The sequence below is a fragment of the Aeromicrobium piscarium genome (assembly GCF_007421815.1).
Lineage (GTDB): Bacteria > Actinomycetota > Actinomycetes > Propionibacteriales > Nocardioidaceae > Aeromicrobium > Aeromicrobium piscarium.
On sequence record NZ_VLNT01000024.1, the window covers coordinates 1 to 15765 of the forward strand.

At 62.5% G+C, this 15765-nt stretch carries 16 protein-coding genes and 1 pseudogene; 2 read left to right on the forward strand and 15 right to left on the reverse strand.

The features are described 5' to 3' along the window. Window positions 1-834 (forward strand): IS3 family transposase (locus FNM00_RS17065; protein ID WP_143914746.1); only part of this gene is annotated, 834 nt, incomplete at its 5' end. Window positions 835-858: 24 nt separating this feature from the next. Here FNM00_RS17065 and FNM00_RS18895 read toward each other — a convergent pair. After that, on the reverse strand, window positions 859-1023 hold the full coding sequence (locus FNM00_RS18895; RefSeq protein WP_185973212.1) for a hypothetical protein: 165 nt from the start codon (window positions 1021-1023) through the stop codon (window positions 859-861). 220 nt (window positions 1024-1243) lie between these two features. Here FNM00_RS18895 and FNM00_RS17070 point away from each other — a divergent pair, with 220 nt between their 5' ends. Next, window positions 1244-2035, forward strand: coding sequence for an IclR family transcriptional regulator (locus FNM00_RS17070; protein WP_143914747.1), 792 nt, complete (start codon window positions 1244-1246; stop codon window positions 2033-2035). A 436-nt stretch (window positions 2036-2471) separates the two neighbouring features. Here FNM00_RS17070 and FNM00_RS17075 read toward each other — a convergent pair whose 3' ends face one another. The 14 genes and pseudogenes from FNM00_RS17075 to FNM00_RS17135 form a co-directional block, all read right to left on the reverse strand. Further along, window positions 2472-3296 (reverse strand): IclR family transcriptional regulator, encoded by an 825-nt coding sequence (locus FNM00_RS17075; protein WP_143914748.1) that lies wholly within the window; start codon window positions 3294-3296, stop codon window positions 2472-2474. Between the two features lie 205 nt (window positions 3297-3501). Then, window positions 3502-4206 (reverse strand): SRPBCC family protein, encoded by a 705-nt coding sequence (locus tag FNM00_RS17080; RefSeq protein ID WP_143914749.1) that lies wholly within the window; start codon window positions 4204-4206, stop codon window positions 3502-3504. Beyond that, a complete protein-coding gene (locus tag FNM00_RS17085) occupies window positions 4203-4547 on the reverse strand; it encodes an NIPSNAP family protein (protein WP_185973213.1) in 345 nt (114 codons plus the stop codon). Before FNM00_RS17085 ends, FNM00_RS17080 begins: the two co-directional genes overlap by 4 nt. Then, on the reverse strand, window positions 4544-5434 hold the full coding sequence (locus FNM00_RS17090; RefSeq protein ID WP_143914751.1) for an FAD binding domain-containing protein: 891 nt from the start codon (window positions 5432-5434) through the stop codon (window positions 4544-4546). The genes FNM00_RS17085 and FNM00_RS17090 overlap by 4 nt, the downstream gene beginning before the upstream one ends. Next, window positions 5431-6438 carry an amidohydrolase family protein gene (locus tag FNM00_RS17095; RefSeq protein ID WP_185973214.1) on the reverse strand — a complete coding sequence of 336 codons (1008 nt, stop codon included), beginning with the start codon at window positions 6436-6438 and terminating at the stop codon, window positions 5431-5433. Before FNM00_RS17095 ends, FNM00_RS17090 begins: the two co-directional genes overlap by 4 nt. Further along, window positions 6435-8894: a xanthine dehydrogenase family protein molybdopterin-binding subunit gene (locus FNM00_RS17100; protein WP_185973215.1), complete on the reverse strand. Its 2460-nt coding sequence runs from the start codon at window positions 8892-8894 to the stop codon at window positions 6435-6437. Before FNM00_RS17100 ends, FNM00_RS17095 begins: the two co-directional genes overlap by 4 nt. Next, a complete protein-coding gene (locus tag FNM00_RS17105) occupies window positions 8891-9400 on the reverse strand; it encodes a (2Fe-2S)-binding protein (protein WP_143914754.1) in 510 nt (169 codons plus the stop codon). The genes FNM00_RS17100 and FNM00_RS17105 overlap by 4 nt, the downstream gene beginning before the upstream one ends. 2 nt (window positions 9401-9402) lie before the next feature. After that, window positions 9403-10281, reverse strand: coding sequence for an alpha/beta fold hydrolase (locus tag FNM00_RS17110; RefSeq protein WP_143914755.1), 879 nt, complete (start codon window positions 10279-10281; stop codon window positions 9403-9405). Further along, window positions 10278-11036, reverse strand: a complete 759-nt coding sequence (locus FNM00_RS17115; RefSeq protein ID WP_246065223.1) for a zinc-binding dehydrogenase — start codon at window positions 11034-11036, stop codon at window positions 10278-10280. The genes FNM00_RS17110 and FNM00_RS17115 overlap by 4 nt, the downstream gene beginning before the upstream one ends. Before the next feature lie 45 nt (window positions 11037-11081). Beyond that, window positions 11082-11408, reverse strand: a pseudogene (locus FNM00_RS19450) (alcohol dehydrogenase catalytic domain-containing protein); the annotation flags it as partial. After that, complete coding sequence (locus FNM00_RS17120; protein WP_221933795.1) at window positions 11405-12637, reverse strand: NAD(P)/FAD-dependent oxidoreductase; 1233 nt, start codon at window positions 12635-12637, stop codon at window positions 11405-11407. The pseudogene FNM00_RS19450 and the gene FNM00_RS17120, both read right to left, overlap by 4 nt. Beyond that, window positions 12637-12960, reverse strand: coding sequence for a 2Fe-2S iron-sulfur cluster-binding protein (locus tag FNM00_RS17125; RefSeq protein WP_143914757.1), 324 nt, complete (start codon window positions 12958-12960; stop codon window positions 12637-12639). The genes FNM00_RS17120 and FNM00_RS17125 overlap by 1 nt, the downstream gene beginning before the upstream one ends. Window positions 12961-12962: 2 nt before the next feature. Beyond that, window positions 12963-14171 carry a cytochrome P450 gene (locus tag FNM00_RS17130; protein ID WP_143914758.1) on the reverse strand — a complete coding sequence of 403 codons (1209 nt, stop codon included), beginning with the start codon at window positions 14169-14171 and terminating at the stop codon, window positions 12963-12965. Next, window positions 14171-15682, reverse strand: coding sequence for an NAD-dependent succinate-semialdehyde dehydrogenase (locus FNM00_RS17135; RefSeq protein WP_143914759.1), 1512 nt, complete (start codon window positions 15680-15682; stop codon window positions 14171-14173). The genes FNM00_RS17130 and FNM00_RS17135 overlap by 1 nt, the downstream gene beginning before the upstream one ends. Window positions 15683-15765: the final 83 nt, after the last annotated feature.

Sequence of the window (15765 nt, forward strand, 5' to 3'; positions counted from 1 at the left end):
GCCCGGACCATCACCGACGCACAGGTCACCAACCAGGTCCGTGACCTGGCCTGGACGATCGACCACGAGGGCGTGCGCAGGATGACGCCCGAAGGGCTCTACGGGCGTCGGAAGATGACTGCGCTCGTGCAGCGCGCCAGCCCGGAAGCGTCGCCCGGGTCGGTGGACCGGGCGATGAGATCGCTGGGCTTGCAAGGGGTTCGACGCTCCAAGGGGATCCGGACCACGATTCCCGGCAAGGACGGCAAGAGAGCTGGCGACCTGCTCGACCGCAACTTCACGGCCGAGGCCCCGAACCGAACCTGGGTCATGGACTTCACCTATGTCAGGACGTGGGCCGGGTTCGTCTACGTCGCGTTCATCCTCGACGTGTTCGCCCAGAAGATCGTCGCCTGGAACATCGGCTCGACCAAGGCCGTCGAGCTGGTTGATGTTCCGTTGCGGATGGCGCTGTGGCAGCGTGGCCGCGAAGGCCACCCCGTCATCCCCGGTGAACTGATCGGTCACGCGGACGCCGGCAGTCAGTACACGTCGATCGCGTTCACCGACCACCTCACCGACGAGGGCATCCTGCCCTCGATCGGGACGGTGGCTGATGCGTATGACAACGCGCTGATGGAGTGCGTGATCGGCCTGTTCAAGACCGAGTGCGTCCGCACCACGGTCTTCCACGCCGGCCCCTACCGGACCATCGCCGACGTCGAGTACGCCACCGCCGGATGGGTCGATTGGTACAACACCAGGCGCCTGCACGGCTCTCTTGGGATGATGACCCCAACGGAGTCCGAGCAGGCCCACTACGCGACTCTCAACCGAGAGCCGCAACCCGTATAGGAGCGGCAGCGAACCTGGGGCGGTTCACACCGCCGACCAGGCGGCATGATCACCACAAGAGAACCGTCCGGAAAACTCGGGACAGGTCATCGCCATGGCCACCGCGATCTGGCACAACTGGAAGACCGGCGCCACCGTGAAACGCTCCCTGATCGCGTACGACCACTGAAAACAATCGGACTCACTCATCTAGGCGGCCGACCGCCTCATGGACGTTCCCCCGGTGCAAACCCAGCAACCCGTGCTCGTAGCCATGTGGCCATCGCCATGTTGTAATGGACCACGCGCCCAAATACCATTTAAGCTGAGATTGCTTATCCATGCTCTCAGCAGATGGAAGCGTACGGGATCGTCACGGGGCCGATACTGCAAGGCGCAGGGCGACATCCAGCAAACCTACACATAGTAGATGGGCATTGTGATGGCGGAACGCAGCACGCAGCAGGCTGTGGAACAAGATGGCCAAGGTGGCAGCGCAGCCCTCGGGCGTGCGCTTTCCATTCTGGAATACCTGGCAGATGAGCAAGCCCCACGAGGTCTCACGGAGATCGCAGAGCACGTCGGGGGCCCCAAAGCAACAATCCACAGGATCATGTCAACTCTGACTGCTCGTGGCTATCTCCGCCAGAACAGTCAGTCTGCATACCTGCTCGGTATCCGCTGCTTCGAGCTGGGGAGCAAATGGCAGCAAGGCTTGGATCTTCGGTCGGTGGCGGCGCCCCACCTGATTACGCTCAATCAGGAGACTGAGGAGACAGCCGTCCTCGCCGTCTACGAGTCTGGCAGCGTCGTCTACATTGACAAAGTGATGAGTCCCCAGCCGGTGATCGCAACCACGCAACTCGGACACAGGAGTCCTGCCGATCGTGTGGCTACGGGAAGGGCGCTTCTCGCCTATGCACCGACAGAAGAGCTTCAAAGCGTCCTGCCGGACTCCAGCGAATCCGCATCGGCAGATCTCGGCGAGATGCTGCATGACGTTCGCGCCAACGGCTACGCCGTCACCCAAGGCTCCTATCGCCCCGGTGTTAGTGGCGTGGGCTGTCCGATACGGGACTACACAGGAATGGTTGTCGCCGCCCTCGGACTCACCGTTCCTTCCGACCGCTTCTCGCAACGAAAAGAGGTTCTCGTAGCGACCACGCTCGAACATGCAAAGGCGATCTCGGCAGAACTCGGTGGATATCCGGCGTTTAACTAGGCCGCGGCGACTACGGGGCTACCGTTCCCGGAGTTTACTAGTTTTTCGGGCCTGCGGACCGCGCGGCAGGCGAGGCTCCTCGTCCCAACGTTCTAGCTCTGCAACTTCGACATCCATCAAGTCAAGCGTGCGGCCGACACTGTGGTTGACGATGTCGTCGATCGAGCGGGGTCGAGTGTAGAATGCCGGCACCGGCGGCTTGACCACGGCTCCAGCCTCCGTGACACGCGTCATCAAACGCATGTGACGCGGAACGGATTGGTAAGATTTCGCCACTTTGCTGAAGGGCCGGGGCCCGTGACGCAGCTCAGCTTGAGGAGGTCACTTTGGGATGCTCGGTCCGAACGCCCTGAAGCGCGGCCGCAATACGCCGTGGCCTCTTTAGTCCGAAGTCTAACGCCTGGACGATTCATCTCGGACGCTCTCGGCTTGTCGATCACGCAGTACGCGCGGGGAGAGCAGAACCCAGCTCACTAGATACGGCCGAGGCGGCAGCGACGGTCTCAGCTCGAAGGCTCTCAAAACGATCTCGCCCGAAACGCTGCTCAGGCAGACACAGGCCCACAGCTGCTATGACGGCCCCTGTGTGATCGCGGATTGGCGCGGCGATCCCGCCTACGCCCGGACGGTAACTGCCGTGGTTCAACGCGTAACCGTCCCTGCGGACCATTTCCAGCAGCAGCTCCAGCTCCTCCGGATCGTTGACTGAGTCCGGAGTGTGCTGAGCGAGAGATTGCCGAAGTTGCGCGCGGATCTCATCCGCCGGCTGATAGGCCAGCAGTACGCGGCCAGTCGCCACATTCGCCGCCGGGCATCGACGCCCCACGTAGGACTTCGGCACGACGTCGAAGGTCGATTCCAGCTTCTCGATGTAGACAACGTCGCCCTGATCGTAGACTCCGAGATGCACGGTCTCGCCGGTCACCTCGTTCAACCGATCCAGGTGCGGCCTTGCGGCGTCTCGCCTGTTCAACGCATGCACCCACTGGTTGCCGAGCTCGTAGCATCTGATGCCGAGCGAGTACGACAGCGACTGCTGCTCTTGACGCACATAGCCGCGCGAACGCAAGGTAGCGAGAAGCCGATGGATGGTGGCTTTCGGGCCGTCGACCTCAGCCGCGACGTCTTTCAGACTGGAGGGAACACCCGTTCCACCAAGGTACTCGAGTAGGTCAAGCGCCAGATGAACCTGGCTGCTCTCGTCACGCGAAGCAGCGCGTCGAGTTCTCCCACTTAACGCATTGTCAGACCGCTGATCCATATCTACGATCTTATCGAGACGACGGTCAAGATGGAAGACTCAAGGGCCTGATACGTACCTACGCGCCGCGCCGCTGCGCGAAAATAGGAGCAGCTAGAGGCCGGGAATCGTCCCGCGCAGATGCCACCCAGGACCAGTCCGGCGAGACCTCAGCGCCCGTGAGGTCCCGCCGGATATCCAGCCTGCCAGGCCCGTCTTAGTGCGCTCACCACTCAGGCGAGTTGTAGCGGGCCGATGGGTAAGGCTGGAACATCGGCGATGGGCTGACGAGTTGAGCCCGCCTACGACGTCCACGGCCGAAGAGCAGACCGACGCACAGTCCGACGAAGGCTGCCACCGCCGGCACCGCCGCTCGCCGAAGCATCGGCAGCGCGATCGTGGAGAGGACGTCGAACTGGTCATCAGAATGGCTCGCATCGCTGTACCCAGCATCCGACGTCCCGCTCACTGTTGCTGAGTCGTCAGGGGCCGCGATCATCTTCTCGAGGTTCTTGGTGAAATCCTCAACGAGCGAGTTGCTCACTTCGGTCATCATGCTACGACCGAACTGCGCCATCTTCCCGCTCACCGCCAACTCGGTCGTGACGTGAACGACCGTACCTTCACCATCGGGCTTGAGTTCCATCGTCACCAACGCATTCGCCGAGCCCGACCCCTTGGCTTCACGTCCGCGAGCGTCAACGACCGCGCGGCGTGTCACCTCGTCGAGTTCCTGGAAGGTCGCGACGCCACGGAACGTCGCGCTGACGGGGCCGATTCTGGTGCTGAGACCACCGCGGTACTCGCCATCGACCACATCCTCGAGCGCGGCGCCGCGCATGCACTTGGCAACACGCGGCAGGTCCGTCAGCACAGCCCATGCCTCGTTGATTGGAAGGTCCACTCGGAACTCGTGGCGCAGCTCGATCATCGTTCGGTCCTCTCGCGGTCGGTAGTCACTGGCCAATAGTCGACCGGACGGAGCGTACGGCTGATCATCTCGGCGACGATCGGTCCATCAGCCTCGGATACCGACTTCGCGCTCTTCCACTCCGGGTCGTTTTGAAAACGGCTCCAGGCGCACTCCTGAGCCTCCGCGTTCTCAAACGCAAGCAGATAGAGGATCCTCTGTGGATCTGCCTCGTCGACCCAGAATCCGGCGACTTCGAGGCCATGTCGCTCGAACAAGGTCAGCGTGACTCCGGCGAAACGATCATGAACCTTCTTCTCCGCTCCCGGCTGACTGATGTACTCACGAAGCTCGTAGATCATGTGCATTCTCCCTTAGTGACGCGATGTGCATCGTCCGACGCCGCACGGATCGCCCTCGCGACGAGCGTGCCCGCAACGTCGCGGCGATAATCGGCCGTGGCGTGTAGGTCGTCCGAAGGATCGACTGAATCGCGGACGGACTCTGCTGCGGTGTCCAGCAGTTCCTGGGTCACTGGCTTGCCCTGCAGTGCTGCTTCCGCCTCTTCGGCTCGGTGAGGGCGACCAGAGACGCCAGTGAGGCAGATCTTGATGTCCTTGACCACGCCATCGTCTGCCAACCGCAACTGGGTCCCCGCCCCCACCAAGGCGAAATCGCCACGCCGGCGACCCACCTCGAGGAACGCCGCACCCGTTCGACCAGTCGACGGAACGATCCTGATCTCCGACAGCAACTCGTCCTCTTGCAGTGTCGTGATGAGATTTCCAACGAAGAAGTCCTTGGCCGCGATCTCGCGGGTACCACTATGGCTGACAGCGACGATCGTCGCGTCGAGCGCAAGCATGACGGCGGGAAGCTCCGCGGCCGGGTCCGCGTGCGCCACGCTGCCACCGATGGTCCCGCGCGTGCGGATCGCCTGGTGCGCGATATGGGGGACGGCTCGGTGGATGAGTGGAGCAGAACCAAGAACGGCGTTCGATCGCCCAGCACTCGTGTGAGTGGCCATCGCCCCAATGGAGAGGCGGTGTTCGTCTCTCCTGATCGCCTTCAGCGCTCGGATTCGACCCAAGTCAATGAGATGCTCTGGTCGCGCAAGCCGAAAGTTCAGTAGTGGCACCAGGCTCTGCCCGCCCGCGAGAACCTTCGCAGTGTCTGCGTGGTCGGCGAGCAATGCTAGTGCCTCTTCCAGCGACGTGGGCTGGTGCAAGGTGAAATCAACTGGCTTCACGCCTCGCCTCCGAGAAAAAGACTGCGGGCCGTGGCGCTGAAAATCTGAGATCGCTGATCGTGACTCAAAGCGGCCTGATCGACCACGTTCCGTGGCGTAAGATCTCCAATGGGGAACGGGTAGTCTGATCCGAGCAGCACATGGTCAGCACCTACCTTGTCGACCAGAAACCTCAATGTCGGCGGGTCGAACACGACGCTGTCGAAGTAGAGATGGGAGAACGACTCCATCGGGTCGTGCGTGGTGTCGGCGTTCATCACATGATTCCGGTTCAGACGACCCAGAACATACGGGAGCGCCGCGCCACCGTGCGAGACGACGATCCGAGCATTCGGGAAACGAGCGGGCACACCTGCGTACAGCAGCCGTGCCATCGTGACGGTGGTGTCCTCAAGACGCGCGAGACCGTTAACCAGCCCGAACTCGTGGTAACGATTGCTGGCGCCACCGAAGCCGGGATGGATGAGGACAACGGCATTCGTTTCATCAGCCGCCTCCCAGAAGGGGATCATGACACCGTCGTCGAGGTTCAGTTCTCCTGCCCGGCTAGCGATCATGACCCCGGGCGAGCCTGCATCGCGCTGGCGGCGGAGCGCGGAAGCAGCGCCCTCGGGATCTTGCAGCGGGACGGTTCCGAGAACGATCTGCTTCTCCAGATCAGCTTCAGACTGCAGCGCTCCTGTCAACGCCTCCGCCCAATCGGCACCTTCGTCCGCAGGCAGGTCGTAGCCGAAGATGTCCAGCCAGCCACCCGTGACCTGGTATCCGATCCCATTGTCACTCATCCAGGCGGCACGTCGGTCAGCGTCCAGCAAGCCCGGCGCGATCGGTCGGGTCGCGGCACCGCCAGCGAACGAGACTCGGTGCGAGTCCCCTTCCCTCATGACCTCGACGTTGGGGAACTGCAACCGCCCCGAGTACACGTCTTCAATAAGGCCCTTCGGTGCTTGATGGGCATGCACGTCGATGGCCACTCCGGCTCCGACGGGTTCCGTGGCATTCACGAACGATCCTCTCTACTGCTCGAAGTCGGCCGAAGGGCCGACCAGATATCACTGGGCTTGATGGGCAACGACTGCACTGGACGACCACCTGCGGCGACCAACGCGTCGTTGATCGCGCCCGCGACGGCAGCGGCCGCGCCCATGTACCCGGCCTCTCCTACACCCTTCTGGCCATGACTGGTCAGCGGCGACGGAGTGCAATGTTCGCTTTCGACGATGTCCGGCACCTCGTGCGCCGTAGGCAGGAGGTAGTCCATGAAGGACCCGGACAACGGCTGACCATCACGGTTGAAAGCGAATTGCTCGTAGAGTGCTACGCCAATCCCGTGCGCAGTCCCGCCGTAGACCATTCCCCGCACCACATCGGGGTTGATGACTGTGCCGCAGTCGTGTGAGATCGCGTACTTAGTCAAGTCGACCTTGCCAGTCCCAGGGTCAATTTCCGCAAGCACCAGATGGACCTCGAACGAATAGCAGGGGTAGAGCTGAACCGTCCCGTCTGGGGCAGCCAGAGTTCCGGAGCGAGGAGTATGTGCCACGTGCACCACCTCGAGGCCCGGCTCCATGCCAGGAGGCATCTTGTGCTGCTTGCGGTGGGCGATGGCCACCAACTCATCCCACGCGATGCGCCGGTCCGGATCGTTCGAGTCGACCACGGACGTCCGGCAGTATTCGGTCTGTTCGAATGAGCATCCCAGTTGGTGCGCGCCAATGGTTCGTAGCTTCGTCTTGATCAGGTCGGCGGCGGCGTGTATCGCTCTGCCGAGCACGATGGCCATCCGGCTACCGACAGGACTTTGCGACGGGAATCCCGAGAGCGAGTCCGCGCGGACGACCGCCACTGTGTCCGGGTCGACGCCGAGCTCCTCACCGACTAGCGTGGCCACCATCGTCTCATGAGACTGGCCGGCTGACGAGATCGAGATGATCGCAGTGACAGCGCCGGTTCCATCCACACGGATCCGACACGCTTCGGGGAACGTCGTCTTGTCGTTTCGAGGATTCATCAGGTTCTCGAAGATGGCGTTTCCACCGCCCGGCTCAAGACAGCTCGCCACACCGATGCCTGCGAGCTTCCCGGAAGCGCGGATAGAGTCCCGCTCCCGGAGCAGCGCTTCGAGATCCGCGGTCTCGATAGCGTTGTCCAGGACCGCGGCGTACTCACCAGAGTCGTATTCCGTTCCACTTGGAATGCGGTACGGAAACTCCTCGGGAGGGATGAAATTCTTCCGACGCAGTTCGAGCCTGTCCATGTCGAGGTCTCGCGCGACCGCGTCGACCGCGGCTTCGATCGCATAGTTCGTCGGCGCCTGGCCGAACCCCCGCACGGCAACCTGGCCGGTCTTGTTCGTCGTCACCGCACGCGCGTTGTACTCGGCACTAGAAATCCGATAGGGACCGACGATTGCACCGATCGGCTTCGCGAGCTGCAGCGGCGAACGGCCAGGATACGCGCCCTCGTCGTCAAGAACATCGATACGGATATGGGTGAACTCGCCCGTCTCTGTATAGGCGATTTCGACTTCGAACACACGGTCCGGGCCGTGAAAGTCACCGCCGTTCATGTTCTCGGTGCGGTCCTCGATGAACTTCACCGGAACGCGGAGGCGACGCGCAAGGTATCCGACCAGCACGCCGTGCTTGATCCCTCGCTTGACGCCGTAGCTTCCACCGACATCGACATCGAAGTGGACTCGAACCTGATTGCTCGGAATCCGAAGGGACGCAGCGACCTGCTCCGGGAACTGCGGCATCTGGATCGACGCCCAGACGTCCAGCAGATCACGGTGCTGGTCCCATTCGGCGATGACACCGAAGGTTTCGAGAGGAACCGTCGAGTTGCGGTTCCAGCGCGACCGGACGGTGGCGCTGGCAGTAGCGCGCTTCCGATTGCCCTCGACATCGCCCCACGCGAAGGAGCGCTCTGTCATGATGTTCGAACCATGTGCCGGATGCACGAGCGGAGCCTCAGGATCCACAGCCCATTCCGGATCGATCACATGGGGCAGAGGTTCGTAATCCACCATCACCAGCTCCGCGCCGTCTTCCGCCAGCGCACGCGACTCCGCGACCACGGCCGCGACCCACTCACCCGCGTACCGTGTGGCGCCGACCGCCAAGGGCCGCCATTGAACCTCAGGCACGTCGAGGTACTGCCGGAGCGGCTCGGTGTCAGCTGCCAGTTCATCGCCGGTCAACACCGTGATCACACCGGGAAGGTCGAGCGCCTCGTCGAGTTCGATCGAACGGATGACCGCGTGGGGGTGAGGGCTAGTCACGATCGCCACATGGACGGTCCCCGGAGGCTCGATGTCGCCGACGTAACGTCCCTCGCCCGCTACGAAACGTCGGTCTTCTCGAACACTAGCGTGCTTGCTCAGATAGACATGACTACCGACGGTGGCGGGATATTTCTCCTCGACGACGGAGGACTCGTCAACCAAGTCTGTGGTCACAGCGCAGACTCCAATTCGTTCGCCCGGCTTTTCTGTGCCCGCTCGATCGCCAAACGGGCTGCTTCTCGAATTTGGACATACCCAGTGCAGCGGCAGATATTCCCGCCGATAGCCTCCTCGATGTCGTCCTCGTCGGGATTCCCAACGCCGTCCACCAGCGCCTGCACTGCGAGCACCATTCCTGGAGTGCAGAAACCGCATTGGAGAGCGTGGCTCGCGCAGAACGCCTCCTGCACGTCACTAAGCTCGCCGCCCTGTCCACCGACTCCTTCGATCGTCGTAATCGACGAGCCGTCCGCCTGGGCAGCGAGCATGATGCATGAACGGGCGGGCTGACCATCAAGGAGAACCGTGCATGCTCCACACACTCCGTGCTCGCATCCAATATGCGTGCCGGTCAGCCTGAGATTTTCACGCAGAAAATCCGCCAGATTGGTCCTCGCAGAGACGCAACCGGTACGAACCTCTCCATTGACCTCGATACTCAATTCGTGTTGAGAACCCATTGCTAGCACTCTCCCTTGAAGTTCTTCAGTTCGCCGGCATCCGCTGAAAGCACGCATCCGTGTACAAACCGCTTTACGGCCAGCGCAAAACTCTGCGGATTATCGATGTTGGATAGATGACCGGCGTCCGGCACGATCCCGAGACTCGCCCCGTCGATTCCGTCGACAATCCGCTCGGAGAGATGGCGCGGGGTCTTGCTGTCTCGATCTCCCCACAACACCAAGGTCGGGGCGTCAATGGTGCTGAGCTGTGGCGTGAGCTTCACGCTGAAGCATGACGCCACAGCGCGGCGGTAGACTTCCGACTCCAACGCAGCTAGCGACCTCCGCACAGAATCCGCGCCCGCCGGATACGGCCGTTCGAAGGTGTCGGCGAGATACCTGTCCGCCACAGCGTCCATGGTCGAACTCCGGGTCTGCGATTGCAGAGCCGAAATTTTTTCCGTCGCTACGGCTTCTGGCAATTCGGCGAAACTATCGGCGATCACCATGCCCGCTACTCGTGATGAGTTACTGGCACCGAACGCCATGGCGTGGATACCACCCAGCGAAACGCCGACGATGAAGACAGGTTCTGTGCCAACTGCGTCGTCAACGACCGCCGATAAATCGGAGGGCCACTGGTCGATAGTGTTAGCGAGTCCTCCTTCGGACGCACCGTGTCCGCGCAGGTCGGGAATGATCAGCTGAAACTCGTCTTCGAGCGCTTCACAAACACCGGCCCACATATGACGGTCTGCGCCCAAGCTGTGAAGAAGGACCAGGTTCGGCCCAACGGTATGTTCGGCGAATTCGTACGAGATATGCGCACTATCAGCTGCGACGACCGACCTCACATCCGACGAGGACAGGATGGCGTTCTGGTGCCGGATCGGACTCATCGCGACTCCTCTCGAGAGTTCTGGTCGAAGAGCAAGACAGGCTTGACCGCGCGTCCAGAGACCGCATCGTCGACCGCTCGCTCGATCTCGTTGAAGGGATAGTGAGTGATCAGGCGATCGACCGGGAGCACACCGCCGCGATACATCTGAATGAGCTTCGGGATGAAGGCCTGCGGATCGCTGTCGCCCTCGGTGACACCGATGAGTCGTCGACCACGCATGAGGTGCTTCACATCGACCGGCAACACGCTCCCCGCAGGCGGAGCACCAACGACCGCCGCCGAGCCGGCTGACGCGAGCGTGCTCATGGCAAGCTCCAGCACACCGACGTTCCCGGTCGCCTCGATGGCGTGGTCGCTCCCACGTCCGCCTGTGAGGTCGAACAGCGCCTCTCGAGGATCTTCGGCACTTGCGTCGATCACGTCGGTCGCGCCGAGATCCATCGCCAATCTGAGTCGTTCGGCTACCCGATCGACGACGACGATGCGTTCCAGATCTGACAGCGCGGCTCCCATGACCGCGGCGAGCCCGACCGCTCCCGCCCCGAAGACCACGAGCGTGTCACCTTGGTCAGGCCTCAGAACGTTCGTCACAGTGCCTACACCGGTCTGAATGGCGCACCCGAGGGGAGCCAGAGTCGGCAGCGGTGCCTCCTGATCCACCACGACGACGCTTCGGCGCTGCGCGATGACCTCTCGCGCGAACGACGACTGGCCGAAGAAGGATCCGCTGATCTGCTCTTCGCGCCATGTCACCGTGGACGAGCCGTCTGGCCGACGACCCGACAAGAGATTGCGAATAGCCCATTCGTCGCACGAGGCAGGGTGCTGTTGCCTACACGGCTTGCAGGAGCCGCAGGACGTGAACGAGAGCAGCACGTGGTCACCAGGGCGCACATCCTCGACCCCGTCGCCGACCTCTTCAACGACTCCAGCGCCCTCGTGCCCCAACACTGCCGGCAGCGGGAGCGGCGTCCGCCCCTCTCGGACGCTGAGGTCGGTGTGGCAGAGTCCGGTTGCAACCATTCGAACCCGCAGTTCATCCGGCCTGGGCGCGTCCAAGACGACCTTCTCGAGGCGGAACGCCTCGCCTACTGCCGGCGCTACTGCGGCATGGGTGGTGATCATGCGGGAGCCTCCGCTCGAGCGTGGGCTTTCGGAGAGAACTCCGGGTCTCGGACTTGGTCGGCGCTCAACGCAGTCTTCTGCTTCAAAATGCGTCGAACTGCCATGTGCTCGGGTACCTGGTTCAGCGATTCCGCACCTAGGAACACCCCGTCGGCGAAGCAGTACACCGAGAACGAGTCTGGGCGTCCTGTCTCGACGACGATCGTCTCGTCGTGTCCGGAGATGTCGCCGGCGATCTTCAGTTTCAGGTCATACTGGTCGGTCCAGAACCACGGGACGGCCTCATACGGTCCGTCGTCGCCCAGCAGACGTGAAGCGACGCAGGCGGCCTGGTCTACGGCGTTCTGCACGGACTCCAGTCGGACTCTTCCTGCGCCCCAAGGGCTCGGGAAGCTCGCGCAATCACCGATAGCCGAGATATGTGGGTCGCTTGTCAACAGCCGGTGATCCACCACGACCCCGTTGTCGACATCGAGCCCAGCCTGGACTGCGAGTTCGCAACGAGGCTCCACTCCGACACCGATCACCACGACATCAGCGTCGATGCGCCGTCCGCTTCGTGTCTCGATCGCCACTACTCGGCCGTTCTCCCCGACGAGTCGCTCGGCGACGTCCTCGAAGACGAATTCGACGCCTTCACGACTGTGACGATCGGCGAAATGGTGGGCCATCGGCTGCGATACCACGCGCGGCATCACGGCCGTCTGGGCCTCGACCACGGTCACCGCGGTTCCCGCCTGCCGGGCAGCGGCCGCCACCTCCAGCCCAATGAACCCGGCGCCGATCACCGCGATGCGGTCGGCATTCTGCGTTCCCTCACGGATCGCCGAGCTGTGCTCGAGCGTGCGGAGCATGTGGACTCCGTCGAGGTCGACGCCCTCAATGGCAAGCTTCCGAGGGACGGAACCGGTCGCGAGCACCAGATGCTGGTAGGGCAACGCCTCGCCGGAACAAAGCTCGACTCGCTGCTCGCCGGCGTTGACCCGTATCACCGTCTTGCCACGGAGGACGGTGACGTCGTGGGTCTCGTAGTACTCGGCTGGGCCCAGTGCGACACTCACTGCGCCATCATCGATCAAGCAGGCCTTCGAAAGGGGCGGGCGCTGATACGGCAGTGCTTCTTCGTCACCGACCAGCGTGATCGGGTCTGCGTAACCACGTCGGCGCAGCGTGGATGCCAGGGCATGTCCGGCTTGGCCGGCACCGACAATGATGATTCCGGCCGTCATCAAAGCTGCTCCGAGGGCATCTCAACGTGAATCTCTTCGAGGTCGTCCGACATCACCAGTTGACAGCTGAGTCGACTCGTCGGTCGATGCTCTGCGACGGCATCTTCGAGCATCGCTTCCTCGTCGTCGCTCATTTCGGGCAGCCGGTCAGCATCCCGGGGATCGACATATACGTGGCATGTTGCACACATGAGGTTTCCGCCGCATTCACCCACGATTCCGTCGATACCATGGGTGACCGCGGCGGCCATGATGCTCGTACCCGCCGACACGTCGAGAACATGCTGCTGTCCTTGCGCATCGGTGTACGTCACTTTGGTCATGCTCAAGCTCCTCGCGCAGGGCTGATCGTCAGCGGCAGTTCAGCCAGCCCGCGGAGAGTATTCGCGGGCTGCCACACCGGCTCACCTGTGAGCTCGATTCGTTCGACGCGGCGAGCAAGTTCGCCTAGTAGCGTCTCCGCCTCGAGCCTGGCGATCATCTGGCCCACGCATGTGTGAATCCCGTGGCCGAAAGCAACGTGTCCGACCGCAGACCGTGATGCGTCGAACCGCTCGGGTTCATCCCAATGGCCAGGGTCCCGGTTGGCTGATGCGACCATCACCAGTAGCTTGTCGCCTTCCTCGATCGTGGCGCCCGCCAGCTCCGTACGTTTGGTGGAGGTTCGGAAGTACATCTGGAAGGGTGACTCGTATCGCAAGACCTCCTCGAAAGCCGGACGAATCCTCTTCGAAGGGTCCTCACGTACGTAATCCCACTGATCGGGGTTATTGGCGAAGCAGAGCAGCGCCGTACCGAGAGCGAAGATCGTGGTGTCCACGCCAGCCGACAAGAACGAACGGATGACGAGTGCCGCCTCTTCTTCATCCAGTTGACCTTCATCGACCGTCGCATAGACCTGATCGCCGAGGCCGCCGGGTGTGAGCGCCTCCCGTCGACACTGCGCAGTGATCCAGGAGGTGACTTCTTCGGCGTGCTCCATCACCTCTTCCCAGATCTCGTTGCGCGGTCCCATTCCGTCGAACACCATGCGCCCATAGGCCAGCAGATTCTCGCGATCGTCGGCCGTCAAGCCGACGGCATCTGGGAAGACATCGAGAGGGAAGGGTCGCGCCAGTTCCGCGACGCCGTCGAAGGAGCTCTTCGACGCCAGACCATCCACCACGGTCACGGCTCGTTCTTCGAAGGCGTCACGCAGACGACGGATGTTGCGCGCGGTGAGAACCTTATTCAGGGCGTTACGCACCCGCGTGTGGTGTGGAGGGTCGTTCTCCAAGAGGATGCTGGGCTTGCGCCAGTGCTTCTCTCGCGTCAGGTCGCTCAGCCCGACTCCCGCGCCCGAACGGAACTGCTCAGGCAAGCGAAGAATCTCCATGACCTCGTCGTATCGGGGACAAGCCCAGACGTCGTACTTCTCGAGCCGGACCACCGGACCGAGGCTCCTCAGCTCGGCTTGCGAGCCATAGGGGTCGGCGCGGTACTCGGCACTGAACGGGTCCAACGACGAGGATGGAACATTCGAGACGGCGTTCATTATCGATCCCCATCTGTCGAGCCAGGCTTGATCACCTGGCAGATGTACTTCATCTCCAACCAGTCGTCGAGGCCGTGCCGTGATCCTTCACGGCCAAGGCCCGACTGCTTGACGCCGCCGAACGGGGCGGTCGCCGTCGACAACATCGGCTGATTGATCCCGACCATGCCGGACTCGAGCCCTTCTGAGACCCTCCACACACGGTCGACGTCCTGCGCATAGAAATAGGCGGCCAACCCATACGGAGTGTCGTTAGCCAACCGGATGGCTTCGTCCTCATCATCAAAAGGATGAAGGAACGCGACGGGGCCGAAGGTCTCTTCGTGGAAGGCCTGCGCGGTCGCCGGAACGTCGCGCACAATCGTCGGCTGGAAGAACGTCCCTCCCAGTTCGTGCGGCTGTCCGCCGAGGACGACCTTGGCGCCGCGGCGTTCAGCGTCGGCAACGTGCTCGATCACCTTGGTCAATGCGGGCCGGTCAATCAGCGGACCGACGTCGGTCGCGTCATCCAGACCGCTGCCAACGTTGAGCTCGCGGACTCGATCGGTCAATAGCGCAATGAACTGGTCGTAAACCGACCTGGCTACGAGGACACGATTGGCGCTGATGCAGGTCTGCCCAGCGTTGCGGTACTTGCACTGCACGAGACCATCGACGGCAGCGACGAGATCCGCGTCATCGAACACGATGAACGGCGCATTGCCTCCAAGCTCGAGAGACAAGCTCTTGACGGTCGTCGCTGCCTGACGCATCAACAGTCGACCGACTTCAGTTGAGCCAGTGAAGCTAACCTTCCGAACATCCTCATTCTCCGTGAGTTCAGCACCGATCTCGGGCGCGTCGGCCGCATCGCCGGTTACGAGGTTGAGGACACCGGCCGGGACACCGGCCTGTTCAGCCAAAGCCACCAGCGCGATCGCCGACAGTGGTGTCTGCTCGGCTGGCTTCAGCACGAGGGTGCAGCCTGCCGCCAATGCGGGGCCGGCCTTACGGGTGACCATCGCGGCCGGAAAGTTCCACGGGGTGATCGCGGCACCAACCCCGATGGGCTGCCTCTGCACGGTCACGCGGGTCTGGGCGGCATCTCCGGGAATAGTCTCCCCGTAGGCTCGCTTGGCCTCCTCGGCGAACCACTCTAGGAAGGAGGCAGCGTACCGAATCTCGGTAACCGCTTCGCGCAGTGGCTTGCCCTGCTCGCGCACCATGAGCTCCGCCAGAGAGTCCTCCGCCGCGAGGACACAATCTCGCCAGTCCAGGAGAATCGCGGCGCGCTCGCGCGCCGGACGTGTGCGCCATGAGACCCACGCTTCCTCGGCCGCGCGGACGGCCCGACACGTCTCGGCCCGACCCATGCGGGGAACAGTGGCGATGGTCTCGCCGGTTGCAGGATCAGTGACGTCGAATCGTTCGGCCGAATCAGCGTCGATCCACGCACCTCCGACGTAGCCGCGTGGAGCTCCACCAGTCTCGTGCCACTCCTCGAAAAGGACGGCAACAGTTGCTAGCGACACAGAACCTCCGCGTGATCAGGTCGCGCAAGCCGACTTAGACCGCGCGGACATCTTTTGGAATGGTGTTTCTTTTCTATTCATAT

Bases quoted from the DNA above. Each gene is read 5' to 3' on its own strand.
- FNM00_RS17120 (WP_221933795.1), bottom strand. From the start codon at position 12,637: ATGACGGCCGGAATCATCATTGTCGGTGCCGGCCAAGCCGGACATGCC.
- FNM00_RS18895 (WP_185973212.1), bottom strand. From the start codon at position 1,023: ATGAGTGAGTCCGATTGTTTTCAGTGGTCGTACGCGATCAGGGAGCGT.
- FNM00_RS17125 (WP_143914757.1), bottom strand. From the start codon at position 12,960: ATGACCAAAGTGACGTACACCGATGCGCAAGGACAGCAGCATGTTCTC.
- FNM00_RS17130 (WP_143914758.1), bottom strand. From the start codon at position 14,171: ATGAACGCCGTCTCGAATGTTCCATCCTCGTCGTTGGACCCGTTCAGT.
- FNM00_RS17080 (WP_143914749.1), bottom strand. From the start codon at position 4,206: ATGATCGAGCTGCGCCACGAGTTCCGAGTGGACCTTCCAATCAACGAG.
- FNM00_RS17070 (WP_143914747.1), top strand. From the start codon at position 1,244: ATGGGCATTGTGATGGCGGAACGCAGCACGCAGCAGGCTGTGGAACAA.
- FNM00_RS17105 (WP_143914754.1), bottom strand. From the start codon at position 9,400: ATGGGTTCTCAACACGAATTGAGTATCGAGGTCAATGGAGAGGTTCGT.
- FNM00_RS17085 (WP_185973213.1), bottom strand. From the start codon at position 4,547: ATGATCTACGAGCTTCGTGAGTACATCAGTCAGCCGGGAGCGGAGAAG.
- FNM00_RS17075 (WP_143914748.1), bottom strand. From the start codon at position 3,296: ATGGATCAGCGGTCTGACAATGCGTTAAGTGGGAGAACTCGACGCGCT.
- FNM00_RS17110 (WP_143914755.1), bottom strand. From the start codon at position 10,281: ATGAGTCCGATCCGGCACCAGAACGCCATCCTGTCCTCGTCGGATGTG.